At 73.4% G+C, this 22,213-nt stretch carries 21 protein-coding genes; 13 read left to right on the forward strand and 8 right to left on the reverse strand.

What is annotated here, in order from left to right; all coding sequences use genetic code 11:
• Nucleotides 1–82: 82 nt before the first annotated feature.
• Together ABD369_RS09650 and ABD369_RS09655 are read right to left on the reverse strand one after the other, a co-directional pair.
• Complete coding sequence (locus ABD369_RS09650) at nucleotides 83–1,933, reverse strand: ABC transporter ATP-binding protein (RefSeq protein WP_344635857.1); 1,851 nt, start codon at nucleotides 1,931–1,933, stop codon at nucleotides 83–85.
• Between the two features lie 116 nt (nucleotides 1,934–2,049).
• On the reverse strand, nucleotides 2,050–2,283 hold the full coding sequence (locus tag ABD369_RS09655; RefSeq protein ID WP_344635858.1) for a hypothetical protein: 234 nt from the start codon (nucleotides 2,281–2,283) through the stop codon (nucleotides 2,050–2,052).
• Between the two features lie 235 nt (nucleotides 2,284–2,518).
• Between ABD369_RS09655 and ABD369_RS09660 the strand changes: the two genes are divergently transcribed.
• The 3 genes from ABD369_RS09660 to ABD369_RS09670 all read left to right on the forward strand — a co-directional run bounded on the left by ABD369_RS09660 (nucleotide 2,519) and on the right by ABD369_RS09670 (nucleotide 5,475).
• Complete coding sequence (locus tag ABD369_RS09660; protein WP_344635859.1) at nucleotides 2,519–3,046, forward strand: SixA phosphatase family protein; 528 nt, start codon at nucleotides 2,519–2,521, stop codon at nucleotides 3,044–3,046.
• A gap of 103 nt (nucleotides 3,047–3,149) precedes the next feature.
• On the forward strand, nucleotides 3,150–4,442 hold the full coding sequence (locus tag ABD369_RS09665) for an aspartate aminotransferase family protein (protein ID WP_344635860.1): 1,293 nt from the start codon (nucleotides 3,150–3,152) through the stop codon (nucleotides 4,440–4,442).
• A 253-nt stretch (nucleotides 4,443–4,695) separates the two neighbouring features.
• A complete protein-coding gene (locus ABD369_RS09670; protein ID WP_344635861.1) occupies nucleotides 4,696–5,475 on the forward strand; it encodes a beta-glucanase in 780 nt (259 codons plus the stop codon).
• Between the two features lie 23 nt (nucleotides 5,476–5,498).
• Here the strand turns inward: ABD369_RS09670 and ABD369_RS09675 are convergent, their stop codons facing one another.
• Nucleotides 5,499–6,113, reverse strand: a complete 615-nt coding sequence (locus ABD369_RS09675) for a TetR-like C-terminal domain-containing protein (protein WP_344635862.1) — start codon at nucleotides 6,111–6,113, stop codon at nucleotides 5,499–5,501.
• A gap of 257 nt (nucleotides 6,114–6,370) precedes the next feature.
• Here ABD369_RS09675 and ABD369_RS09680 point away from each other — a divergent pair, with 257 nt between their 5' ends.
• The 6 genes from ABD369_RS09680 to ABD369_RS09705 all read left to right on the forward strand — a co-directional run bounded on the left by ABD369_RS09680 (nucleotide 6,371) and on the right by ABD369_RS09705 (nucleotide 13,641).
• Nucleotides 6,371–7,900, forward strand: coding sequence for an MFS transporter (locus ABD369_RS09680; RefSeq protein ID WP_344635863.1), 1,530 nt, complete (start codon nucleotides 6,371–6,373; stop codon nucleotides 7,898–7,900).
• Between the two features lie 132 nt (nucleotides 7,901–8,032).
• Nucleotides 8,033–9,682: a phosphodiester glycosidase family protein gene (locus ABD369_RS09685; RefSeq protein ID WP_344635864.1), complete on the forward strand. Its 1,650-nt coding sequence runs from the start codon at nucleotides 8,033–8,035 to the stop codon at nucleotides 9,680–9,682.
• A 130-nt stretch (nucleotides 9,683–9,812) separates the two neighbouring features.
• A complete protein-coding gene (locus ABD369_RS09690) occupies nucleotides 9,813–11,057 on the forward strand; it encodes an MFS transporter (RefSeq protein WP_344635865.1) in 1,245 nt (414 codons plus the stop codon).
• 163 nt (nucleotides 11,058–11,220) lie between these two features.
• Nucleotides 11,221–12,552: a bifunctional folylpolyglutamate synthase/dihydrofolate synthase gene (locus tag ABD369_RS09695; protein WP_344635866.1), complete on the forward strand. Its 1,332-nt coding sequence runs from the start codon at nucleotides 11,221–11,223 to the stop codon at nucleotides 12,550–12,552.
• 232 nt (nucleotides 12,553–12,784) lie between these two features.
• Entirely contained in the window at nucleotides 12,785–13,270 is a 486-nt protein-coding gene (locus tag ABD369_RS09700; protein WP_344635867.1) for a GNAT family N-acetyltransferase, read from the forward strand.
• Nucleotides 13,267–13,641, forward strand: coding sequence for a hypothetical protein (locus ABD369_RS09705; protein ID WP_344635868.1), 375 nt, complete (start codon nucleotides 13,267–13,269; stop codon nucleotides 13,639–13,641). The genes ABD369_RS09700 and ABD369_RS09705 overlap by 4 nt, the downstream gene beginning before the upstream one ends.
• Here the strand turns inward: ABD369_RS09705 and ABD369_RS09710 are convergent.
• Nucleotides 13,588–14,190: a TetR/AcrR family transcriptional regulator gene (locus ABD369_RS09710; protein ID WP_344635869.1), complete on the reverse strand. Its 603-nt coding sequence runs from the start codon at nucleotides 14,188–14,190 to the stop codon at nucleotides 13,588–13,590. The two genes, ABD369_RS09705 and ABD369_RS09710, sit on opposite strands and share 54 nt — an antisense overlap.
• A 134-nt stretch (nucleotides 14,191–14,324) precedes the next feature.
• On the opposite strand from ABD369_RS09710, the gene ABD369_RS09715 reads away from it, so the two are divergent.
• A complete protein-coding gene (locus ABD369_RS09715; protein WP_344635870.1) occupies nucleotides 14,325–15,143 on the forward strand; it encodes an alpha/beta fold hydrolase in 819 nt (272 codons plus the stop codon).
• 231 nt (nucleotides 15,144–15,374) lie between these two features.
• Here the strand turns inward: ABD369_RS09715 and ABD369_RS09720 are convergent, their stop codons facing one another.
• Nucleotides 15,375–16,016, reverse strand: coding sequence for a hypothetical protein (locus ABD369_RS09720; RefSeq protein WP_344635871.1), 642 nt, complete (start codon nucleotides 16,014–16,016; stop codon nucleotides 15,375–15,377).
• Nucleotides 16,017–16,156: 140 nt separating this feature from the next.
• Here ABD369_RS09720 and ABD369_RS09725 point away from each other — a divergent pair, with 140 nt between their 5' ends.
• Nucleotides 16,157–16,834, forward strand: a complete 678-nt coding sequence (locus ABD369_RS09725) for a response regulator transcription factor (protein WP_344635872.1) — start codon at nucleotides 16,157–16,159, stop codon at nucleotides 16,832–16,834.
• A 194-nt stretch (nucleotides 16,835–17,028) separates the two neighbouring features.
• A complete protein-coding gene (locus ABD369_RS09730) occupies nucleotides 17,029–18,426 on the forward strand; it encodes a sensor histidine kinase (RefSeq protein ID WP_344635873.1) in 1,398 nt (465 codons plus the stop codon).
• A gap of 82 nt (nucleotides 18,427–18,508) precedes the next feature.
• On the opposite strand, the gene ABD369_RS09735 is transcribed toward ABD369_RS09730, so the two are convergent.
• A complete protein-coding gene (locus tag ABD369_RS09735; RefSeq protein ID WP_344635874.1) occupies nucleotides 18,509–19,651 on the reverse strand; it encodes an ABC-2 transporter permease in 1,143 nt (380 codons plus the stop codon).
• A gap of 151 nt (nucleotides 19,652–19,802) precedes the next feature.
• Here ABD369_RS09735 and ABD369_RS09740 point away from each other — a divergent pair, with 151 nt between their 5' ends.
• Nucleotides 19,803–20,243 (forward strand): MarR family winged helix-turn-helix transcriptional regulator, encoded by a 441-nt coding sequence (locus ABD369_RS09740; RefSeq protein WP_344635875.1) that lies wholly within the window; start codon nucleotides 19,803–19,805, stop codon nucleotides 20,241–20,243.
• Between the two features lie 66 nt (nucleotides 20,244–20,309).
• Here ABD369_RS09740 and ABD369_RS09745 read toward each other — a convergent pair whose 3' ends face one another.
• Nucleotides 20,310–21,335, reverse strand: coding sequence for a zinc-binding alcohol dehydrogenase family protein (locus tag ABD369_RS09745; RefSeq protein WP_344635876.1), 1,026 nt, complete (start codon nucleotides 21,333–21,335; stop codon nucleotides 20,310–20,312).
• Between the two features lie 74 nt (nucleotides 21,336–21,409).
• The gene (locus ABD369_RS09750; RefSeq protein WP_344635877.1) at nucleotides 21,410–21,883 is read right to left on the reverse strand and encodes a hypothetical protein; all 474 of its coding nucleotides are present in this window, start codon (nucleotides 21,881–21,883) and stop codon (nucleotides 21,410–21,412) included.
• Between the last annotated feature and the right edge of the window lie 330 nt (nucleotides 21,884–22,213).

The raw sequence follows: 22,213 nt of genomic DNA on the forward strand, positions 1-22,213 counted from the left end.
ACTCCACGATCACGCGGGCCCGTGCCCGTTCGGCTGCCACCTCTCACAACGACCGTGCTCCGCCGCCTACTGCCGGTCGGTCCTAGGAGGCGGACTCCACCGAGGCGTCCGGTGGGTGGTGCAGCCGGTGGAGGGCCGCGTAGGCGGGGCTGCGGGCGAGGAGTTCGTCGTGGGTGCCGTGGGCGGCGAGCCGGCCCTGTTCGAGCAGGACGATCTGACTGGCGTCGCGGACGGTGAGCAGGTTGTGCGAGATGATGACCGTCGTACGACCTGCCATCAGCAGCCGCAGCGGGCCCATGATCCGCCGGGTCGACTCGGCGTCCAGGCCCGTGGTGGGCTCGTCCAGCACGAGGACGGGCGCGTCCCGGATCATCGCGCGGGCGATGGCCAGGCGCTGGCGCTGGCCGCCGGAGAGCAGTCGGCCGCGCTGGCCCACCACGGTGTCGTAGCCGTCCGGGAGCAGGCTGATGAACTCGTGGGCGTCCGCCGCCCGGGCGGCCGCCCGGATCTGGGCCTCGCCGGCTTCCGGGCGTCCGTAGGCGATGTTCTCCCGGACGGTGCCGTGGAAGACCAGGGTCTCCTGGAGCACCACCGCGACGTTCTCGCGCAGTTCGGTGAGGGCCAGCTCGCGCAGGTCGAGGCCGTCCAGCCGGACCGCGCCGCCGTCCGGGTCGTAGAAGCGCAGCAGCAGCTTGGCGACGGTGGACTTGCCCGCGCCGCTGGCGCCGACGAGGGCCAGTGTCTCCCCCGGCGCCACCTTGAAGGACACACCCGACAGCGCGGGGACCTCCGCCTCCGGGTAGCGGAAGGTGACGTCGTCGAACTCGATCCCGCCCTGGGCGCGGCCGATCGCCCGGGGGACGGCCACCTCGGTCACCTGCGGGCGCTGATCGAGCAGTTCGATGATCCGCTCGGCCGCGGCGGAGGCCGCGTAGAAGGTGGTGCCGAGCCCGGACATGCCCTGGATCGGGCCGTAGAGCCTGCTCAGCAGGGCGAGGAAGACCATCAGCCCGCCGAGCGTGAGCCGTCCGTGCACCAGCTCCCAGGCCCCGAGGCCCATCACCACCATGCCGCCGAGCAGCTCGATGAAGTCGACCGTCGGCCCGTAGAGCGCTCCGATCCGGGTGGAGGCCATCGCCGCGTGGTACCGGCCGATGCTCTCGCGCTGGAACCTGGCGTGCTCCCAGTCCTGGCGGTTGTACGCCTGGACGAGCGCGATGTTGCCGAGTGACTCCTCGGTGACGGCGCTGATCGAGCCGGCGCGCCTGCGGCGCTCGCGCGAGGCCGCCCGGATCAGCTTGGCGAAGCGGCGGGCGGTGAGGAAGAACAACGGTGCGGCGACCAGTGCGGTCATCGTCAGGTCCCAGCGCAGCGCCAGCAGTACGCCGACGTAGATGCCCAGCCGCATCACCTGGCTGACCGCGTTGACGAGCCCGGAGAGCAGGAAGGTCTCGACCGCGTCGACGTCACCGGTCACCCGGGAGAGCACGTCGCCGAGCCGGCGCCGTTCGAAGAACCCCAGTGACAGGCCCTGGATGTGCCGGAACACGTCCGATCTCAGGATGAGCAGAAAGCGCTCGCTGACCCAGGTGGAGGTCACCCGGTCGGCGAAGCCGAGTACTCCGGAGAGCAGGGCGAGCACGGCGTACGCGAGGGCGATCGGGAAGAACAGGCTCAGCCGGTGCGGGATGAGCATGTCGTCGATCACGATCTTGAACAGCCAGATCTCCGCCGCCTCGATCGCCGGGCCGATCGCGACCAGGGCCAGCAGCACCGCCAGCCAGTGGCGGCCGCCCTTGGTGTACGGCCAGAACCGCCGGAAGATCTCCCGGAGCGGAACCGGCGGTGCGGCGGCGACCACCGCGGCGTCGGAGGTCTCGGCGACCGTGAGGAAGCGTCGCAGCACGGACCGTAGGTAGCGTTTCCTCGTCATCTCACGGTCTTCCCGCTCGCCCCCGAACCCGGCCCCCCGATCCAGCGGCAAGGCCGGGCATGAATGCCCGGCCCGCTCTCAGAACAGATTTGTCGGCGCTCGGCTGCTAGCGGCTGCTAGTCCCAGTAGTCGTCCCAGTCGCCGTAGCCGCCACCGCCGTAGCCGCCGCCACGACCACCGCCGTGACGACCGTAGTCGTCATAACCGCCGCCGTAGCCGCCGCCACCGCCACCACCGTGGCGCTCGAAGTCGTCGTAGCCGTAGCCGCCGTAACCGCCGCCACGACCGCCACCGCCGCCTCCGCCGCCCTCAAAACGGCCGAAGGAACGGAAATTTGCGAGGAATGCCATGATCAGACCTTCTTTCCAAGTCCTTCTCAACCCATCGTCATCCTCGCTTCGGGGATACACAAGCGGCAGAGTGTGATAAATATGAACATTTAATGTTTTAGCCGAAATGTCCGAATTGACGGGCCACTGACACAATCCCAGTCCAAGATCCGCTCGTATCAGAGTGTGTGGCGAGCCGTCATCCGGCCCCGGCATCCGGGCTGCCGATGGCGCGCCGTCGGTACAGCATGGGGCTATGAGCGAGCAACCGCCCCGACGGCTGGTCGTGCTGCGGCACGCCAAGTCCGCCCGGCCCGAGGACGCACCGGACCGCGACCGGCCGTTGGCCCCGCGTGGCCGCCGCGACGCGGACCGGGCCGGCGACTGGCTGCGCGCCCTGGACCTGCTGCCCGACCTGGTGCTCTGCTCGCCGACCCGGCGCACCCGGGAGACCTGGGAGCTGGTCGCGACACGCTGGGCCACGACACCCGCCGTGGAGTACGACGAGCGGCTGTACGGAACGCAGTCCGAGGAGATCACCGCCGTACTGCGCGAGGCGCCCCCGGACATCCGGACGCTCCTGTTGGTCGGGCATCAACCCGCCGTCCAGGAACTGGTCCTGGACCTCGCCGCCGAGGCGGTGGGCGACCGGCTCGCGAAGCTCCGGGAGAAGTTCCCGACCTGCGCGGCCGCCGTCCTCGAACTCCATGTGCCCTGGGGCCGATTGGCGCCCGGCTCGGCCCTGCTGCGGGACTTCGTCGTACCGCGCGATGCCGAGGACTGAACTCCCGCAAGACTGCGACAGCGGCAGTGTGACCCGGGTAACATCGCGGCACGGCCTGCCCGATGGGTCGGTTCGCCTGCCCGAGAGGAGAGCGAGACCTGACATGTCGGAACTGTTGGATCGGCACCGCGCAGTCCTGCCGGCCTGGCTGGCGCTCTACTACGACAGCCCGCTGGAGCTGGTGAGCGGCAAGGGGTGCCGCGTCCAGGACGCCGACGGGGTGAGCTACCTGGACTTCTTCGGCGGGATCCTCACCAACATGCTCGGGTACGACATCCCCGAGGTGCGCCAGGCGGTGGAGCAGCGGCTGCGGACGGGCGTCGTCCACACCTCCACGCTGTATCTGATCCGCTCCCAGGTGGAGCTGGCGGAGAAGGTGGCACGGATCTCCGGCATCCCGGACGCCAAGGTCTTCTTCACCAACTCCGGCACCGAGGCCAACGAGACGGCCCTGCTGCTGGCCACCCACGCCCGCCGCTCCGACCAGGTGCTCGCCCTGCGCAACAGCTACCACGGCCGCTCGTACGCCGCCACCGCCGTCACCGGGAACCGGAGTTGGAAGAACTCCTCGCTCTCCCCGCTGAACGTGCACTATCTGCACGGCACCGACCGCGAGCGGTTCCCGCGCCTCTCGGAGAGCGAGTACCGGCGGTTCTGCGTGGAGGATCTGCGCAGCTGCCTGGCCACCGCCACCGCCACCGACGTCGCCTGCCTGCTGGTCGAACCGATCCAGGGCGTCGGCGGGTTCACCGCCGCACCGGACGGGCTGCTGCGCGAGTTCAAGCAGGTGCTGGACGAGTACGGGATCCTGCTGATCTCGGACGAGGTGCAGACCGGGTGGGGCCGCACCGGAGAGACGTTCTGGGGCATCCAGGCCCACGGGGTGACACCGGACGCCATGACCTTCGCCAAGGGACTGGGCAACGGCTTGGCGATCGGCGGCGTGGTGGCGCGGGGCGACCTGCTGGACGGCCTCCCGGCCAACGGCATCTCCACCTTCGGCGGCAACCCGCTGTCGACGGCGGCCGCCTCCGCCACCCTGGACTACCTGCTGGACCACGACCTCCAGGCCAACGCCCACCGGCTCGGCGGCAAACTGATCAGCGGCCTGCGGGCGGCGACCGAGAAGCTCTCGGTGGCGGGCGCGGTCCGGGGCAAGGGCCTGATGTTCGCGCTCGACCTGGTCGATCCGGACAGCGGCCGGCCGAGCCCCGCGCTGGCCGCCGCCGCGCTGGAGGAGACCAGGAAGCGCCGGCTGCTGATCGGCAAGGGCGGGCTGTACGGCAACACGCTGCGGATGGCGCCGCCGCTCACGCTCAGCGAGGGGGAGGCCGAGGAGGGGCTGTCGGCCCTGGTCGGCGCCCTCGAAGCGGTGGACCGCGCCCAGGCGTCCTGACGGCGCGCCGACCGGGCGTCGGGGCGTCCGCCGCGGCGGGCCTCCCGACGCCGGGTCGGACCGTGTTGTGCCGCGTTGTGCCGCATCGGGCCACGTCGTGCGCCCACGACGCCCCGTGCCACCCACCCGCGGCCATCAGTCGAGGTCGCGCCCCGCGATACGGTCACCCGCCGGACCGGAGGGCTCCGCATCGACTGGGCCATCCGAGGGTACACCACTCGACGTGAGCAACCATTCACGGAAGGTGATGTCGATGCGGCCGTGGCGAATGGTTCGGGCACGGTGCCAGCGGTGGTGGTCCCGCTGGTTCGGGCAGGTCGAAGCCGGTCAGGCCGAGGACCGGCCGGACGAGAACCGGGGGGACGAGGCCGGGGCCACCGCCGGCCAGGTGGTGTTCCGGGCCGACTTCGGATCGGCGCGGCAGTGGGTCGCCGGCCGCACCAGCGCCTATCCGCGGATGGGTCCGACCAACCGCGGCGACCACAAGCTGGACCACCTGGTCGACCGCTACTGTCCCGACGGGCGGTTCACCGCCTCCCGCCGCACCGACGGCCTGTGGGACTGCAACCTGCTCACCACCGAGGGCAGTTTGGACGCCTTCCAGGTCCGCACCGGCGACACCCTCGACGCCCGGGTCACCCTGCCGACCGGGCTCGGCGCCTGGCCCGCGATCTGGACCTGGCGCGGCGGCGGCAACGAGGTGGACGCCTTCGAGTACCACCCGGACAACCCAAGCCTGCTGGAGCTCTCCAACAACGTCCGGGGCGGCCACAGCTACTGGACCGACCCGACCGGTGCCGTCGCCCCCGGAGCCACCGTGGACCTGCGGGTGGTGCTCGGCGCGCGGTCGGTCGTCTGGTACGTCAACGGCGTGCGGGTCTTCGCCGACGGGCGCGGGGTCGGCACGGCCTGGAGCGCCTATCTGATCGTGAACCTCTCGGTGAGCGACGGCACTTACCACCCGCGTCCGGGCCCCGGGCAGAACGATCCGCTCTCCTGGACCTGCCACTCGCTGTCGGTCACCCGGCCCTGAGCAACCGCGGCGACCCGCTCGCGTCACGGGCGGACGATCGGCAGCAGCACCTCGTCCACGACGGCCTCGGCGTCGGCCTCGCAGAACGCGCCGCGCCCCAGCTTGACCCGGTACAGCAGCAACGCCGGGGCGACGTCCGCGACCAGCGGGGTGACGGCCCCGGGCCGCACCTCGCCACGGGCGACACCGCGGCCGAGGATCTCTGCGATCGCCCGGACCGTGGGGTCCACCACCCGGGCGAGCACCAGCTCCAGGAAGGCGCACGCCCGTTCGCGATCGGCCTCGCCGATGATCGCCCGGACCGCGGCGCCCGGCTCGGAGAGCATCACGGCCCGCATCCGGGCGAGCAGTTCCACCAGGTCGGCGCGGAGGCTGCCGGTGTCGGGCGCGGGGCCGACCGGGGGCAGCGAGGCGCGCAGCGCGTCCAGGACGAGTTCCTCCTTGGAGGGCCAGCGCCGGTAGAGGGCGGCCTTCCCGGTCTGCGCGGCGGCGGCGATCCCTTCCATGGTGAGCCCGGCGTAGCCGGCGGCGGTGAGGCGGCCGAGGGCGGCCTCGAAGATGGCGCTCTCCAGCTCGCGGCCGCGCCGCCGGAGCGGGGCGCCGGCCGGCCGCCCATGAGGTTCGGCCTGCTGCGGCACGGTGGTTGCACCTCCCAGCACTCCCAGCACCCATGCGGGATGCCCGTGCGGGCCGGGACACCAACGACCGTCCGGGACGGGCGCACCCGTGCACGCAGGCGGGACGGGCTCCGCGGGGCAGACTCTGCGGGCTGCGGCATCCGGGCCGGGACCGCAGGGTAGATGTCGGTAATGAACCGTTGTGCCGCCGACGGCACGGCGGCTACTCTCGATTCTAGTGAACGCCGTCGTTCACTCCCAGTCCCCAGGGGACCGCCATGGCCTCTTCAGCCGCCCTGGCAAAGGCTCCTCCCGCACGTGCGAGACGCGGCCGGCACCCAGGGATCGCCCTCACCGTGATCGCCGCCACCCAACTGATGGTGGTGCTCGACATCACCATCGTGAACATCGCGCTGCCGCACATCCAGCAGGCCCTCGCGTTCTCCACCACCGAACTCTCCTGGGTGGTCAACGCATACACACTGACCTTCGGCGGCCTGCTGCTGCTCGGCGGCCGCACCGGGGACATCCTCGGCCGCCGCCGGGTGTTCACCGTCGGCGTGCTGCTCTTCGGTCTCGCCTCGCTGCTCGGCGGTGTGGCCGGCTCCGCCACCTGGCTGCTGGCCGCGCGTTCGCTGCAGGGCGTGGGCGCCGCCATCGCCTCGCCCACCGCGCTCGCGCTGATCGCCACCAACTTCGCCGAGGGGCAGGCCCGCAACCGCGCCTTCGGGGTGTACTCGGCGGTGGCGGCGGGCGGTGGTGCGATCGGGGTGCTGGCGGGCGGCATGCTCACCACCTGGCTGTCCTGGCGGTGGGTGTTCTTCGTCAACGTGCCGATCGCCATCGCCATCGCGCTGCTGGCCCCGCTCTACATCAACGAGTCCGAGCGGCGCCCAGGTCACTTCGACCTGGTCGGCGCGTTCACCGCCACCCTGGGCACGGCCTGTCTGGTGTTCGGCTTCATCCGCGCCTCCGAGCACGGCTGGACGAACGCCTGGACGCTCACCGCGTTCGCCGCCGCGCTGGTGCTGCTGCCGTACTTCCTGCTGCACGAGCGGCGCACCGCGCAGCCGATCACGCCGCTGCACCTGTTCCGTGACCGGAACCGGTCCGGCAGTTACGCGATGATGCTCTCCCTGGCCGCCGCGATGTTCAGTGTGTTCTTCTTCATCACCCTGTTCGTGCAGGACGTCCTCGGGTTCAGTCCGCTCCGGGCCGGCTTCGCCTTCCTGCCGATCAGCGTGGCGATCGTGATCGCCGCGCAGACCGCGGCCCGCAACCAACTGCGCTTCGGCGCCAAGCCGTTCCAGGTCACCGGCGCGCTGCTGGTGACGGGCGGGGTCCTCTGGCTCACCCGGATATCCCCCACCAGCGGCTACGCCGACGGGGTGCTCGGCCCGACGCTGCTGTTCGGCTTCGGCATGGGCTCGCTCTTCGTCCCGATGATGCTGACCGCCGTCTCCGGAGTGGCCCCGTACGAGACCGGGGCGGCCACCGGCACCCTCAACGCCACCCAGCAGGTGGGCGGTTCGCTGGGCCTGTCCATCCTGGTGACCGTCTTCGGCACGGCAAGCCGCCACGAGGCCGTCCGGCAGGCCGTCGAACTGCTGCGCAACGGCACCCCGCTGCAGTCGGCGCAGTTCCGGGCGACCGGCCGGCTGCCCGCGCCGTACGCCCAGCAGGTCCTGGTGCACGGCATCGCGAGCGCGTTCACCGCGGGGCTGATCTTCGCCGTACTCGCCGTACTGATCGCGCTGTTCGCGATCCGGGTCCGTCCCCACCCCGGCCCGCCGGCCCGGCGGCGGTAAGCCGACACCCAGTGCTCGGGCGCCGTTCATCCCCGCACGGTGGTGGGCGTACCCGGCCGCTTGTCAGGCTGCGGTCAGGCCGTGGCAGGGCAGCGGCCGGCCGTCACTGAAGCGTCACTTGAGGGGGAGGACATGGCCGTACGGACTCGACCGCGCGCGGCCGCGCTGGCCGGACTGCTCGTGGCCGTGGCGCCGTTCACCATGGGTGCGGCGCAGCCCGGCCCGGCGGTGGACACGGGCCGCGCGGACCTGGCGGCGAGCCTGCCGCTGGGGTCGAAGGACCTGCCGGAGACCCGCAGCACGCAGCGGCTGGCCGCCGGGGTGGCGCTGACCACGATCGTCCGGGGCCGGGTCGCGCCGGGCGACCACTGGACGGTGGACGTGGCGATCCCGGCCGGTGAACTGCCGCCCTCACCCGACCCGGACGCCCCGTCCTCGGTGCTCGGCACCAGGGACGCGGCCACCGCCGTCGCGGCGCGGCTGACCGCGGCGGGCTACCGGCCGTCGGTGGTCGAGGAGAGGAACCCGGCCTACGCCGACCTCCCGGCCGGAACACAGGGGTTCACCGTCCAGGTGGGCCGCTTCCCCGACCCGGCGGGCGCGAACGCGCTGGTGAAGAAGCTGAAGCCGCTGGGCTTCAAGGGCGTCGGAACGTTCAGCGGCGGCGAGCGGACCCAGACCGACGGGCCCTGGGTGCTGCACGAGCTGGTGATCGACCCGCACCGGTTCACCGGCCGGATCGAGGAGTTCCACGGCGACAGCCAGACCGGGCGCCGCACCACCTCCGAACTCGCCGCGCTGGGCGGCGCGCTGGCGGCGGTCAACGGCGGCTACTTCGTCATGGACCCGGCCGCCGGGGCACCCGGCCAGCCGATCGGCGCCGTGGTCGAACACGGGAGGCTGCTCCACGAGGCGACCGGCGGGCGGATCGCCGCGATCCTGCGCGACGGCGGCAGACGGGTCGAGTTCACCGGGCTGCGCACCACCCTCCTGCTCCGCCTGCGGGGCGGTACCCACACCGTGGCCGGCCTCAACCGCTCCCCCGGCCTGATCCCCAACTGCGGCCAGCCCGGCGACCGGCCCAGCCCCGCACCCCTGATGGACGTCACCTGCACCAAACCGGACGAGACCGTCGTCCTCACCCCCGAGTACGGCTCCGCTCCCCCGGCCGGCCCCGGCGCCCAGGCGGTCCTCGACCCCGCCGGGACCGTGGTCTCGGTCGGCCCGCGCGACGGCAGGCCGGTCCCGGCCGGTGACACCGTGGTGCAGTCGATCGGCACCGAGGCCGACTGGCTCACCGGCAACCTACCGGTGGGCAGCCGCGTCTCCCTGGAGGGCACGGTGACCGACGGCCAGGGGCACGAGGTCCGCTTCGGCCCGGACGACTCCGTGATCGCGGGCGGCCCGAAGCTGCTCACCGGGGGCACCCCGGACATCCGCCCGGTCGCCGACGGCCTGGTCCACCCCGGTGATCCGTCCTACTTCTACGGCTGGGGCGTGCGCCGCAACCCGCGCACCGCCATCGGCACCGACCGCGCCGGGCGGATCATCCTGTTCCAGGCCGACGGCCGCCGGCCCGGCTACAGCCAGGGTCTCTCCCTGGACGAGGAGGCCGGGGTGCTGCGCGCCTTCGGCGCCACCGACGCGATGAACCTCGACGGCGGCGGCTCCTCCGCGATGTACACCGCCCGCACCGGCCTGGTCGGCCGTCCCTCCGACCCGACCGGTGAACGCCCGGTCGGCAACGCCCTGCTCGTCCTGCCGTCGGCGGCGCGCCGCTGACGGCGGCTCCGCAGCCGGGCCCCGCGCCCGGTCCGGGACCGGTCGGCTCCGCGCCCTTGTCCGCCGGCTCCGCCCCGGCTGGCCGGAGCGGTTGCCCTCGACCAGGTCGAGGGCCCTACGGTCGGCGGCCATGGTAACTCTCGAAACCGCCCGGACCGCCCCGGACCGGGCGGCCCTTCCTCGTGCGTATCTCGTCTGGCTGGCCGGTACCCGGGCCTCGCTGGTGGGGGACGCGGTCCTGTACTTCGCGCTCGGCTGGGCGGCCAGCGCCCACGGCGGCGGGACGGGCGCGCTGGTGCTGACCGGCATCACGCTTTCGCGCACCGTGCTCCTGCTGCTGGGCGGCGCCGTCGGCGACCGGTTCGGTGCCCGACGGGTGATGATCGCCGGGGATGCCGTGATGCTCGCGGTGACGGTGCTGCTTGCACTGGCTGGCCCGCGCCTTGCTCCGTCGCCCTGGCTGCTGACGGCGGTGGCCGCCGTGATCGGGACGGTCGACGCGTTCTACCTCCCGGCCAGCGCGTCGATGCCCGCCCGCCTGGTGGCGCGGCCGCAGCTGCCTCGGGCGCTGGCCCTGCGGCAGGCCGGCGGCCAGGTCGCCTCGCTACTCGGGGCGCCGCTCGGCGCGGTACTGGTCGCGGCCGCCGGGCTGACCGGGGCCGCCGCGATCGACGCGGTGACGTTCGCGCTCGTTCTCGCGGTGCTGCTCCGGATCCGGCCGGGCGCCGACGCCGAACCCCCGTCCCGGGAGGGGAACCTGCTCACGGCGGCCGTCGACGGCGTACGGCTCGCCGCCACGGACCCGGTGCTCCGGCCCGCGCTGCTGCTGACGGCGGTGGCGGCGGGCTTCCTGCTCCCGGTGGTGTCGCTGCTGAACCCGCTACTGGCCCGCGAACACGGCTGGGGCGCCGGGAGCGCCGGGCTGGTCGCCGGCGGCCAGAGCCTCGGAACGCTCACCGTGGCGCTTCTGGTCGCACGGCGCGGCACCGTGAACCGGGTGGGCGTGGGCGCGGCGCTCGGTCTGTGCGGGGCCGCGCTTGGCACCGCGGCGCTGGCCACCGCCCCGACCGCCGCGGTCGCGGTGCTCGGAGGGGTCGCGGTCGGCACGGGCTCCGGAATGTTCGCCTGCCACATCGGCCCGCTGGTACCGGCCAACGTCCCGGCGACCCACCTGAGCCGGGTGCAGGCGCTGCTGACCCTGGTACAGAGCCTGGCACTGGTCCTGGCCAACAACGCACTCGGCGCCCTCGCCGACACCGCGGGCGCCGTCACGGCCACCGCGCTGTGCGCAGCCGCCGTGTGCGCGGCCGGAGTTGCGGGGATCGCCTCGAAGCCGATCCGCCGCCTGCGACTGGAGCGGGCGGCGGACGGATAGCTTGGACCGGCCGGCAACTGCCCGCGGCGTCGCGCTCCCTGTCGCCGGCCGGTCCCGGTGCACGTCGGCGCCGCGCTCGAACACCGGTCGCACGTCGCGCAGTTGCCGGGCGGATCGGCCAACCACCGGCTGCCGCCCGGCCTTCGGTGAAATGATTCCGCCCATGGACTACCAGGACTGCGCGGATCGCCTCACGGAGCTCTACGGATACCGTCCCGAGGAGCGGGAGGCGCTGTTCCGGAACCTTCCGGCGCTGCTCGGGGCGCTCGGCCACCCGGAGCGCGAGCTGCGCGGGATGCTGGTGGTCGGGACCAACGGCAAGGGCTCGACCAGCGCGTTCGCGGTGTCGGCGCTGACCTCGACCGGGGCGCGCGCGGGCAGCATGCCGAGCCCGCATCTGCAGGAGCCCCGGGAACGGATCCGGGTGAACGGCGTTCCGGTCACCCGCGAGGAGTACACGGCGGCGTTCACCGAGGTCCGCGAGGCGATCGGCCGGCACGGCCTTCCCGTCACCGCGTCGGGCATGTGCTCGGCGACCGCCGCGGCGCACTTCCGACGGGCCGGGGTGGAGCTGGCGGTCGCCGAGGCGAGCATCGGCGGGCGCTGGGCGGCAGCCAGGTTCCTCGACCTCGACGTCAAGGTGGTCACCGGGATCGCACTCGACCACACCGAGTTGCTGGGCGACTCCCTGGCCCTGATCGCAGAGGCCAAGGTCGGAGTGGTGCGCGACGGTGAACACGCCGTCCTGGGCCGGATCCCGCCCGAGGCGGCCGAAGCGGCCGAACGGATGCTCGCCAAGCGGGCGGGCCTGTCGGTGTGGCGGATGGACCAGGAGATCCGGTACACCGTCCACCCCGCCCCGGACGCCTCGGGGCCGCTGGTCGACGTCACCACCCCGCGCGCCGTGCACCGCGGCCTGCCCTGCCCGCTGCCCGGCGCGCACCAGCACCACAACCTGGCCCTGGCGGTGGCGGCCGTGGACGCGCTGGCCGACCGCGGGCACGTCCAGGACCTCGACGACGAACGGCTGCGTAGGGCACTGGCCGCCACCCGGTGGCCCGGCCGGCTCGAACTCCTCACCGAGGCCCGGCTGGACGACTGGACGGGCCGGGTGCTGCTCGACGGTGCCACCAACCCCCAGGGCGTCGCCACCGTCGCCCCGGAGATCCTGCGGCAGGCAGAACGCGGGAGCGGGCGCACCGTGCTGGTCTTCGCCGCGATGCGGGGCAAGGACGTGGACGGCATGCTCGCCCCGCTGCCCGAACACTGGCCCGTAGTCATCACCCGCACCGGGGCCGCCGAGGCGGCCGACCCGGACGCCCTGCGGGCCCGTCTCGCCCCGGGCCGGCGAACCTCCTCCGTCACCGCCCCGGACGCCGCCGCCGCACTGCGCCGGGCCGCCGAACTCGCCGGTCCCGACGGCCTGATCGTGGTGCTTGGCTCACTCCGCCTGGTCGGTGAGACCCGTACCGCACTCGGCCTGCCGCCGGCCTGACCGGATGGCGAGCAGCCCCGTCCCCGACGGTGGGACGGGGCCCGGCGCACCACTGCGCCGTCCAGCGCGGCCTGAAGTTCCTTGTCCAGCGCCGGTGTCGCAGGTGCCGCCGGTGCCGCCCCGCAGTAGGAGGGCTGGCTGAAACCCGCTCAGGGACGGCCGGGAAGCACCGGTTCGCGGGCGGGCGCTTGATTTGTCGCAGTCCTCGGAGGCGGTCGATAGGGTGCCGGGCATGAGTTCCTCCCTCCGTCTGAAGAAGATCACCCCGGACGACGTGGAGGCCGCCTGCAGCCTGCGGGTGCGCCCCGACCAGGAGGGGCTGGTGGCCCCGGTGGCCCGGTCGCTGGCCGAGGCGTACGCGCAGCCGGAGACGGCCTGGCCCCGGCTGGTCTTCGACGGCGAGCGGCTGGTGGGCTTCGTGATGGCCTTCTTCGACGTCCGCTTCGATCCGGACGATCCCAAGGACGTGCCCAGGTCCGGGCTCTGGCGACTGAACATCGCCGCCGGTGAACAGGGCCGCGGATACGGCCGGTTCGCGGTGGAGGCGGTGTGCGAGGAGATCCGCAGGCGCGGGCAGACCCGGGTGACGACGACCTGGGCGCCGGGCGAGCACGGGCCCGGCGAGTTCTACCGGCGGCTCGGATTCCGCCTGACCGGGGAGACCAGCGGCGACCAGGTGGTCGGCGAGCTGGACCTGGCCGCTCTCCGAGCCCGGTGACCGAGGGCGATCGGCCCGCGCGGAGCACCGCCACCCCGACGACCGGTGCCGGCGGCCAGCCGGACCTGGACGAGATCGAGGCGCGCTTCACCGCCCTCGTCGAGGGCCGGCTGAGCCGGGACGAGGCCGACCGCTGGGCCGGGCGCTGGCTCGCCGACGACGGTCTCGTCTGGGACGAACTGCCCTACTGGGCCCTGGACTTGCTGCACGGCATCGATCTGCCGGCCGGCCCGGACGGTGGGCATCTGCACGGCGACGGCCAACTGCGTTGCCGGCTCGCGGAGTTCCGGGTACGCCGAGGCGGTTCCGACAGCCCGTCAGGAGTCCTGGTCCGCCTGGCCCCGCTCGAGGACGGCGACCAGAGCGCGTAGGCCCGCCAGGATCTCGGCGGCGGACGGTGCGCCGTCCGGGTCGGTGAGCGACTGCATCATGACCCCCGAGAGCAGGGCCATCTGCACCGCCCCGAGGGTGCGCGTCGCGGTCTCCGGGACGGCGTCCTCGGGAGTGCCCAGCAACCCTGCGGTCACGCCCCGCCGCCCCTCGGCCTGGCCGGCGGCGATCTGCCGGCGCAGCCCCGGCGAGTGCTCGGCCTGGACGAAGGCCTCGACACTGGCGACCCAGAGCACGCGATGGGTGTCGAAGGTCCGGATGATCTGCGCCCAGGTGGCCTCGTACTGCTCGGCCGGGGTGGCGGCCGGGTCCACCGCTCCGGCCACCGCGCGGCCGATCTCCATGCCCCACTCGTCGATGGCCTGGAGCAGGGCGGCGTTCAGCAGCTCCTCCCGGGAGCCGAAGTGGTAACCGATGGCGGCCATGCTGACCCCGGCGGCCGACGCGATGTCACGGACGGTCGTGCGCGCATAGCCCTTGCCCTGCAGACACTGCTTGGCCCCGGCGAGTAGATCCTCACGGTTTCCCATGGCCCGGATGATACCCGGGAGGTCGCACAGATGCATCAGACATTCGTCTTAGGCAGGCGCCTTGCGCATTTGCCCAAATCGCCGCTACGGTTGCGGCACGGACGGGAACCGACACCGGACACCGGGGGGAAATCATGAGCCACACCGCAGCACCGCAGCCGATCGACCACGTACGCGCCGAGCTGGACCTCGCCGGCCGCCGGCTCTCCTACCTCGACTTCGGCGGCCCCGGCCGCCCGCTGCTCGCGCTGCACGGCCATCTGTCGGAGGGCCGGACCTTCGCCGCGCTGGCCCGCGCACTGGCCCCGCAGTGGCGGATCATCGCCCCCGACCTGCGCGGCCACGGCGACTCGGACCGGACGGCGGACTACTCCCGCGAGGGCTACATAGCGGATGTCGTCGCCCTGATCGAACACCTCGGGCTCGGACCGCTCCCCGTACTCGGCCACTCCGGCGGCGCCATCACCGCGTACCAGCTCGCCGCCCGGCACCCGCACCTGGTCAGCGCGCTGATCAACGAGGAGGGTGCGGCCGCCATCCCGACCGGGGGCCCGAGCCCGCTCGCCTTCGTGCTCGGCTTTCCCTACACGGCGCCGACCCGCGAGGCCCTGCTGGACGCGCTCGGCCCGGTGGCGGGGCCGATGATCGGCGGCAATCTGCGCCGACTCCCCGACGGCAGCTGGCGCCTGCCCTTCCATCCGCAGGACACCGTCTCCTCCGAGGAGCAGGTGCACGGTGACCACTGGGACGAGTGGCTGGCCGGCGACTGCCCGGCGCTGCTGGTCACCGGAACCCGACTGCCTTGTGTCGACGGCGAGTTGGCGCGAGCCATGGCGGAACGCCGGCCCGGCACCCAGCACGTCGCTCTGGACACCGACCACTTCGTCCACGACGGCGACCCGGTGGGCTTCGCCGGGGCCGTCCGCGAGTTCCTGGAGTCGCTCCAGGCGTGAGCGCCTGCGCCCGCCGATGGGTGCAGGGCATCGGCGGGCGCTCGCCGGTCGCCGGTCGCCGGTCACCGGTCACATGCGCCCGTCGCCCGACGGGCGCACCCACCCGGCCCGCCGCAGCGACGGGGAGGCCGCTCCGGGGGGTGCGGCGGGCCGGGTGGATCCTCCCGGTACCGCGCACCGGGGGGCTGGGGCGTCGCCGGGCGTAGGGGCCCGGCGGCTGATGGGGGCAGGTCAGTGGCTGCCCGCCTCCGGGGAGACGATGGTGTTGCCGGTCACCGAGCCCGCCGCACCGTCGATCGTGACCAGGTGGCGCACGCCGTCGGGACCGAGCACCTCGACCGCCCAGGCGCTGCCGCCGCCCTGCTGGCCGACCGCCCGAAGCGTGTCCGCCTTGCCACCGGGGACGGCGGCGACGGCCTTGGCGAGTGCCTGGTCCGCCGGGACGGCCGGGAGCGGCGCGGGCGCGAGGTCGGCCGGCTCGCCACCGTAGCCGGCGCCGTCACGGCCGGCTCCGTCCTGGCCGCCCTGGCCGGTCCACCCGTGGTCGTGGCCGTGCGAACGCCCGCCGCCCTTGCCCTCGCCGCCCTTGCTCTCGCCATCCTTGCCCTCGCCGTCACGCCCCGCGTGCTCGTGCCCGGCGGCGAAGTGGCCGTGCCGGCCGCCCTCGTGCTCCATCCCGTGGTGGACCACCGCGGCGGCACCGACACCGGCGACACCCAGCACGGCCACCGCCGCGCCCAGGGCCACCAGCCGGGGACGGCGGCGCTTCGGCAGCCGCAGGTACCGGTCCCGGAGCGACGCCTTGGTCGCGGCCTCGCCGGTCGCGGGGGTCTCGGCGGAATCGAACGACTCCGGGGGGACGGACTGGGACATACTGGCATTCCTCCTCACGGCTGCCGGCCCCTCGCCGGCCGCAACGGCGCTCAGCATGGCCACGCATTGCTGAAGCCAGCCTGAAGCATCCTGAAGACCGCTTCAGCCGCCACCGAAACCGGTGTGCGACCCTGGACCGCGTGCGCGTACTGGTGGTGGAGGACGAGAAGCGGCTGGCCCAGGCCCTGCAGCGGGGTCTGCAGGCCGAGGGTTTCACCGTGGACGTCGCCCACGACGGGAACCAGGGGCTGTGGCTGGCCGTCGAACGCGACTACGACGTGATCGTGCTCGACATCATGCTGCCCGGGCTCAACGGCTACCGGGTCTGCGCCCGCCTGCGTGCGGCCGGGAACGAGACGCCGATCCTGATGCTCACCGCCAAGGACGGCGAGTACGACGAGGCGGAGGCACTGGACACCGGCGCCGACGACTACCTCTCCAAGCCGTTCTCGTACGTGGTCCTGGTCGCCCGGCTGCGGGCGCTGCACCGCCGGACCGGCCGCCGCCTCCCGCAGACGCTCGCCCTCGGCGACCTGGTGATCGACCCGGCGCGCCGTTCCTGCACCCGGAACGGGGCCGACGTCCGGCTCACCGCACGGGAGTTCGCGGTACTCGAGTACCTCGCCCGCCGGGCCGGCGAGGTGGTGCCCAAGCGCGAGATCCTGGACCAGGTCTGGGACTCGGCCTTCGAGGCGGACCTCAATCTCGTCGAGGTGCACGTCAGTGCCGTCCGCCGCAAGATCGACACGGCCTTCGGGCGCTCGGCCCTGGAGACCGTCCGCGGTGCCGGCTACCGCCTGGCGGCCGACGGTGGCTGAGCTCCTCACCGGCCGGAAGGCATCCCACCGGGACACGGACAGCCGGGCCGAACCCCGCACGGAGAGCCGCTCCGGCAACCCGCACGCCGAGGCCCGTACACGCACGGAGAGCCGCTCCGGCGACCCGCACGCCGAGGCCCACACCCGTGCAGACAACCGCGCGCACGCTTCGCCGCGCTCGCGAGGCTGACCCGGTGCCGAGGATCCGCCTGAACCTCCCGCGCGTCCTGCGCGTCCTGCGCACCCTCCGCCGCCTGTGGCCCGCCTCCGTCCGGGCCAGGGCGACCGTCGGCGCCACCGCGGTCGCCGCGGTCGCGCTCGGTGCGGGCGCCTTCGCCCTGCTCGCCATCCTGCACGCCAACCTGAGCCGCAACGCCGAGCGCGCCGCCGTCCAACAGGCCGACACCGTCGCGCAGTTGGCCGCCCAGGGCCGGCTGCCCGACCTGGTGCCGCTGGCCCACGGAGCCGACTTCATCCAGGCCGTGGACGCGAGCGGCCGGGTGGTGGCCGCCAGCCAGAACCTGGCGGGCAAGCCGCCCGTGACCGACCTCCGCCCGGCCGACGGCACCCTGCGGACCACCTGGTCCGGCGAACCGGTGGACGACGACCACGACCAACGCCTGGTCGCCGTCACCACCCCCACCCCCACCGGCCCGCTCACCATCTACACCGGAACCTCGCTGCGCGCGGCCGACGCCGCCGACGAGATCACCAAGGCCGCGCTCGCCGTCGGCCTGCCACTGCTGCTCGGCACCGTCGCGTGGGTCACCTGGTGGGTCACCGGCCGGGCGCTGCGCCCGGTCGAGGCGATCCGCGCCGAGGTCGCCGACATTACCGAGCACCGGCTGCACCGCCGGGTCCCGGTCCCGGCCGCCGAGGACGAGATCGCACGCCTGGCCCGCACCATGAACGCCACGCTGGACCGGCTGGAGGAAGCGGGCGCCCGCCAGCGCCAGTTCATAGCGGACGCCTCACACGAACTCCGCAGTCCGATCACCGTGCTGCGCACCCAGCTCGAGGTCGCCATGGCCCACCCGGACCCGGCGCTCTGGCCCGACCTGGTCAAGGACGCGCTCGAGGACACCGTCCGCCTCCAGGACCTGGCCTCCGACCTGCTGCTGCTCGCCCGGATGGACGCCGCCGACCCCGTCAAGACCCACCCACTCGACCTGGCCGAACTCTGCCGGGCGACCGTCGCCGCCCGCCACGGCGACCGGATCACCGTCCGGACCGAGCTCCAGCCGGACATCACCGTGACCGGCAACCGCAGTTGGCTCACCCGGCTGCTCACCAACCTGCTGGACAACGCCCAGCGCCACGCCGAGCGAGAGATCCGGCTGACCCTGCGCACCGGCCCCGACGGCACCGCCGTCCTGGAGGTGCGCGACGACGGCCCCGGCATCCCGGACGCCGACCGCGACCGCGTCTTCGAACGCTTCACCCGCCTCGACGACGCCCGCAGCCGCGACCACGGCGGCACCGGCCTCGGCCTCGCCATCGCCCGCGACATCGCCGCCCACCACTGCGGCACCCTCACCGCCGAGCCCTCCCCCCGCGGCGCCCTCCTGGTGGCCCGCCTCCCGCTCGGCTAGAGCACCCCGACCGGACGGTCGCCCGCGCCACCCCGTCCGGCCCGGCCGGACGGCAGGGCCGCCTGCCGGGCCGGTTCGGAACTCAGACGCCGACCGCCTCCGCCATCTCCTCCTCTTCCTCCGCGACCTTCGAGTCCAGCTCATCGGCCTGCGCCCGCTCCAGCGGCACCCGGGCCGCCGGGGCCGACGCCGCCCGCTGCCGACGCTCGTGGACGCCGGCGACGGCCAGCATCACCAGGCCCGCCGCGAACCACAGCGCCAGCGAGAGCACCCGGCCGCCGAGTCCCGCGCCGCCGTCGAAGTAGAGGATGCTGCGCGCGCCCTCCACGAACCCGGCGCCGTTCCAGAAGGAGTGCAGCGCACCGAAGAAGCCGTTCTGCAGCTCGGGCTCGTAAATCCCGCCGGACGTGGTGAAGTTGAGCATCACGAAGAGCACCATCAGGGTCAGCGTGGTCCAACGCTTGAGGAAGGTGTGCAGGCCGGTACCGACCGCGACGATGCCCGCCGAGTACAGCCAGCCGAGCGCCCAGACCGCGACACGGTGGTGGTCGACGACGTGGAACAGCGGGCCCGCGGTGGCGATCCCGATCACGCTGACCGCCAGTGAGGTCACCAGGCCGACCAGCGCCCGGACCCACGTGCTCACCGCCGCGCCCGCCGCGCCGATCACCGCCACGCTGCCGTACGAGCCGATGCTCAACGCGACCAGCAGGAAGAAGATCCCCTGGCCGGTCGGATCGCCGGCGGCGAGCGGCGCCACGTCGGTGACGGCGAGCGGTGCGCCCTGCTTGCTCGCGACGGTCTGGAAGACCGTCTCGGCGGCGATCGCGGAGGTGTCGGAACCGGCCTTGGCGACCAGCAGTTCAGGGTGCCTCGGGCTCGGGACGAACGCCCCGGCCAGCTCCCGGTCGCGGAGCTGCTGCTCGGCGCTCTGCCGGTCGGGCAGCGTGGTGACGTCGAGGCCGTCGCCGGCCCGGTCCTTGACGGTCTGGCCCAGCACCTGGACCTGCGGTGTGGTGCCGACCACGGCGACCTTCAGATGGTGCGGCTCGGGCTGGTGGAAGGCGCCCTGGTAGGCGAGCGCCATGCCCAGGCACATCAGCAGCGGGGTGAGCAGGTGCACGGCGATGTGCTGGAGGCTTCGGCGCAGGCCCGGGGTGCTCTGCCCGGCAGCGGTCGGCGCGGTGGTGGGACCGGTGCGTGCGGCCCGGTGGGTAGTGGTCATGGTCCGTGCGGTCCTTCTCGTCCGTCTCACAAGCGACCCGTCAAGTCGGGAAACCAAGTCGGCAGGCCAAGCCAGGGAACCAAGTTGGTAAATGCAACTATCAGGGCAAAAAGGTTGGTAAATGCAACCCATCTGGATGTACTATACAACCGTGAACGAGAAATCCCAGTCCTCCTCCCGCGAGGAATCCCTCCGGTCGATCCAGCGCGAGCTCACCGCGTTCGCCCGGCGCGCCCGCAGCCGGGCTGCGGAGCTGCACCCCGAGCTGTCCCTGGTCGCCTTCAGCATGCTCGACCTGATGACCGAGCGCGGCGGCTGCCGGGGTGCCGATCTGGCCGCGTACTTCATGCTCGACAAGTCGACGGTCAGCCGCCAGGTCGGCGCCCTGGAGAAGCTCGGCTACCTGGTCCGCGAGACCGACCCCGAGGACCACCGCGGCCAGATCCTGCGCCCCTCCCCCACCGGCCTGGAGGCCATGCGCGTGGCCTACGAACGCCGCCGCGCCGCCTTCTTCGACCGCCTCGCAGACTGGGACGACGCGGACATCGCCCAGTTCGCCGCCTACCTGGAGCGCTACAACTCCGCCTTCTGACCGGCCCGGCCGCCGTTCAAGCACCGCAACCCGGCCATCCGACCCGCCCCGGCGGCCGTTCAGACGTCACGACTCGCGACCCGCCCCGGCCCGGCCGTCGTTCAGCAGCACCGCCGCACCCGTGAACCGGCCGGCCGCCAGGTCCTCGAGCGCCTCGGCCGCCTCGGCCATGGCGTACCGCTGGAGGTGCACCACCGGCGGGTGGGCGGCCACCTCGGCCAGGTAGGCCCGGCCGTCCGCCCTGGTGTTGGCGGTGACGCTGCGCACCGTCCGCTCCTGGAACAGGTGCCGCCGGTAGTTGAGCACGGGCACGTCCGTGAGGTGGATCCCGGCGATCGACAGGGTCCCGCCCCGATCCAGCGCCTCCAGCGCGACCGGCACCAGCGCCCCGACCGGCGCGAACAGGATCGCCGAGTCCAGCGGCTCGGGCGAGCCCGCGTACGCCTCCTGTGCCGACGCCGCGCCGAGCTCCAGCGCCAGCCGCCGCGCCTCCTCGCCCCGGGTGAAGACGTGGACCCTCGCACCCCGGGCCAGCGCGAGCTGCGCGGTCAGATGCGCGGAGGCGCCGAAGCCGTAGATGCCGAGCCGTCCCCCTGGCGGCAGTTCGGCCCGCTCCAGCGCGCGGTACCCGATGATGCCGGCGCAGAGCAGCGGCGCGAACTCCTCGTCCGGGATGCCGGGCGGCAGCCGGTAGACGTAACGGCTGTCGGCCACGGTGAGACCGGCGTACCCGCCGTGCAGGTCCCAGCCGGTGTACCGGGAGTGCGGGCACAGGTTCTCCCGCCCGGTGCGGCAGAACCGGCACAACCCGCAGGTCCGCGCCAGCCAGGCGACCCCGACCTTGTCCCCCGGCACCACCCCCGTCACCCGGGGCCCGGCCCGGACCACCCGGCCGACGATCTCGTGGCCCGGCGTGCACTCCGGCAGGTGCGTCGGCAAGTCCCACTCGACCAGGTGGAGGTCGGTCCGGCACACCCCGCACACCGAGACCTCCACCACCACTCCGTACGGCCCCGGCTCCGGCACCTCGCGTGCCACCCACCGCAGCCCCCGGTCCATCACCCATGCCCCCGTCCGGCCCGCGCCGCTCATCTACCGCTCCTCCCGCTCGACGGCCCCTCACCTCCGTCATACCGCTCCCGGATCCGTCGCAAGCGGGAAGCGGTTCAGCGCACGGTGACGCGGACGGTCTTGGTGGCCAGGACGCAGCGCTCTCCCGGCTCCTGCGGCCGTTCGCAGGCCACAGTGTCGCGATAGGTCCAGGTCAGCGTGGTGGTGCCGGCACCGACGGCGGTATGGGCGGTGGTGACCTGCGCGGGGCAGCCGGCCGCTGGCGGCGGGCCGGAGCAGGTGCTCCTGGCCACCTCGGCGCCGTTCCGGATGACGTGCGCGTCGCCCGGGCTGGTGAAGTACCAGGCGTGCGAAACGGCCCCGCGCGTCTCCGACACCGTGAAGGCCTGCCCGACGGAGAGTTGCATCTCGCTCTCCGGAAACACCGCCCGGTGGTCCGCGATCTGGGCCTCGGGCAGGTTGACGACGATCGCCGGCCGGTGCGCGGAGGACGAGCCACAGGCCGTTGCCGCCAGCAGGAGCACGGCAGCGGCCGCCATGGCCGTCGCGTTCCGGGTCAGGCCGCTCATCGCGCTCTCCGTCGCCGCCGGAGCCCGCCCGCCACATCGGCGGCCCGGCGGGCGAACGGTTCCTCGGGGCCGGATCCCGGCGGATTCCGGAGCTCGCCGCCCGCCGTCTCCGGCCCGTGACCGGCCTGGTCGAGGTGCCGGCCACGGGCCCTCGAGGCCCTCCGGTCCATGGTGAAATCCGCCATCGGTGCTCCCCCGGTTGTTCGTAATCTCGCGCAAACCCCTGCACAGACGTCGGAGCGGTGCACCCGGTTCCACCCGTGGGCGCCGATCGGATGCGGGGGCGACGCCGCGTTCCCGGCCGTCGAACCGGGCCCGGACGACCGACGG

This window comes from Kitasatospora cystarginea, from assembly GCF_039533515.1.
Lineage (GTDB): Bacteria > Actinomycetota > Actinomycetes > Streptomycetales > Streptomycetaceae > Kitasatospora > Kitasatospora cystarginea.

Bases quoted from the DNA above. Each gene is read 5' to 3' on its own strand.
- ABD369_RS09650 (WP_344635857.1), bottom strand. From the start codon at position 1,933: ATGACGAGGAAACGCTACCTACGGTCCGTGCTGCGACGCTTCCTCACG.
- ABD369_RS09655 (WP_344635858.1), bottom strand. From the start codon at position 2,283: ATGGCATTCCTCGCAAATTTCCGTTCCTTCGGCCGTTTTGAGGGCGGC.
- ABD369_RS09660 (WP_344635859.1), top strand. From the start codon at position 2,519: ATGAGCGAGCAACCGCCCCGACGGCTGGTCGTGCTGCGGCACGCCAAG.
- ABD369_RS09665 (WP_344635860.1), top strand. From the start codon at position 3,150: ATGTCGGAACTGTTGGATCGGCACCGCGCAGTCCTGCCGGCCTGGCTG.
- ABD369_RS09670 (WP_344635861.1), top strand. From the start codon at position 4,696: ATGCGGCCGTGGCGAATGGTTCGGGCACGGTGCCAGCGGTGGTGGTCC.
- ABD369_RS09680 (WP_344635863.1), top strand. From the start codon at position 6,371: ATGGCCTCTTCAGCCGCCCTGGCAAAGGCTCCTCCCGCACGTGCGAGA.
- ABD369_RS09685 (WP_344635864.1), top strand. From the start codon at position 8,033: ATGGCCGTACGGACTCGACCGCGCGCGGCCGCGCTGGCCGGACTGCTC.
- ABD369_RS09690 (WP_344635865.1), top strand. From the start codon at position 9,813: ATGGTAACTCTCGAAACCGCCCGGACCGCCCCGGACCGGGCGGCCCTT.
- ABD369_RS09695 (WP_344635866.1), top strand. From the start codon at position 11,221: ATGGACTACCAGGACTGCGCGGATCGCCTCACGGAGCTCTACGGATAC.
- ABD369_RS09700 (WP_344635867.1), top strand. From the start codon at position 12,785: ATGAGTTCCTCCCTCCGTCTGAAGAAGATCACCCCGGACGACGTGGAG.
- ABD369_RS09710 (WP_344635869.1), bottom strand. From the start codon at position 14,190: ATGGGAAACCGTGAGGATCTACTCGCCGGGGCCAAGCAGTGTCTGCAG.
- ABD369_RS09715 (WP_344635870.1), top strand. From the start codon at position 14,325: ATGAGCCACACCGCAGCACCGCAGCCGATCGACCACGTACGCGCCGAG.
- ABD369_RS09720 (WP_344635871.1), bottom strand. From the start codon at position 16,016: ATGTCCCAGTCCGTCCCCCCGGAGTCGTTCGATTCCGCCGAGACCCCC.
- ABD369_RS09735 (WP_344635874.1), bottom strand. From the start codon at position 19,651: ATGACCACTACCCACCGGGCCGCACGCACCGGTCCCACCACCGCGCCG.
- ABD369_RS09745 (WP_344635876.1), bottom strand. From the start codon at position 21,335: ATGAGCGGCGCGGGCCGGACGGGGGCATGGGTGATGGACCGGGGGCTG.
- ABD369_RS09750 (WP_344635877.1), bottom strand. From the start codon at position 21,883: ATGAGCGGCCTGACCCGGAACGCGACGGCCATGGCGGCCGCTGCCGTG.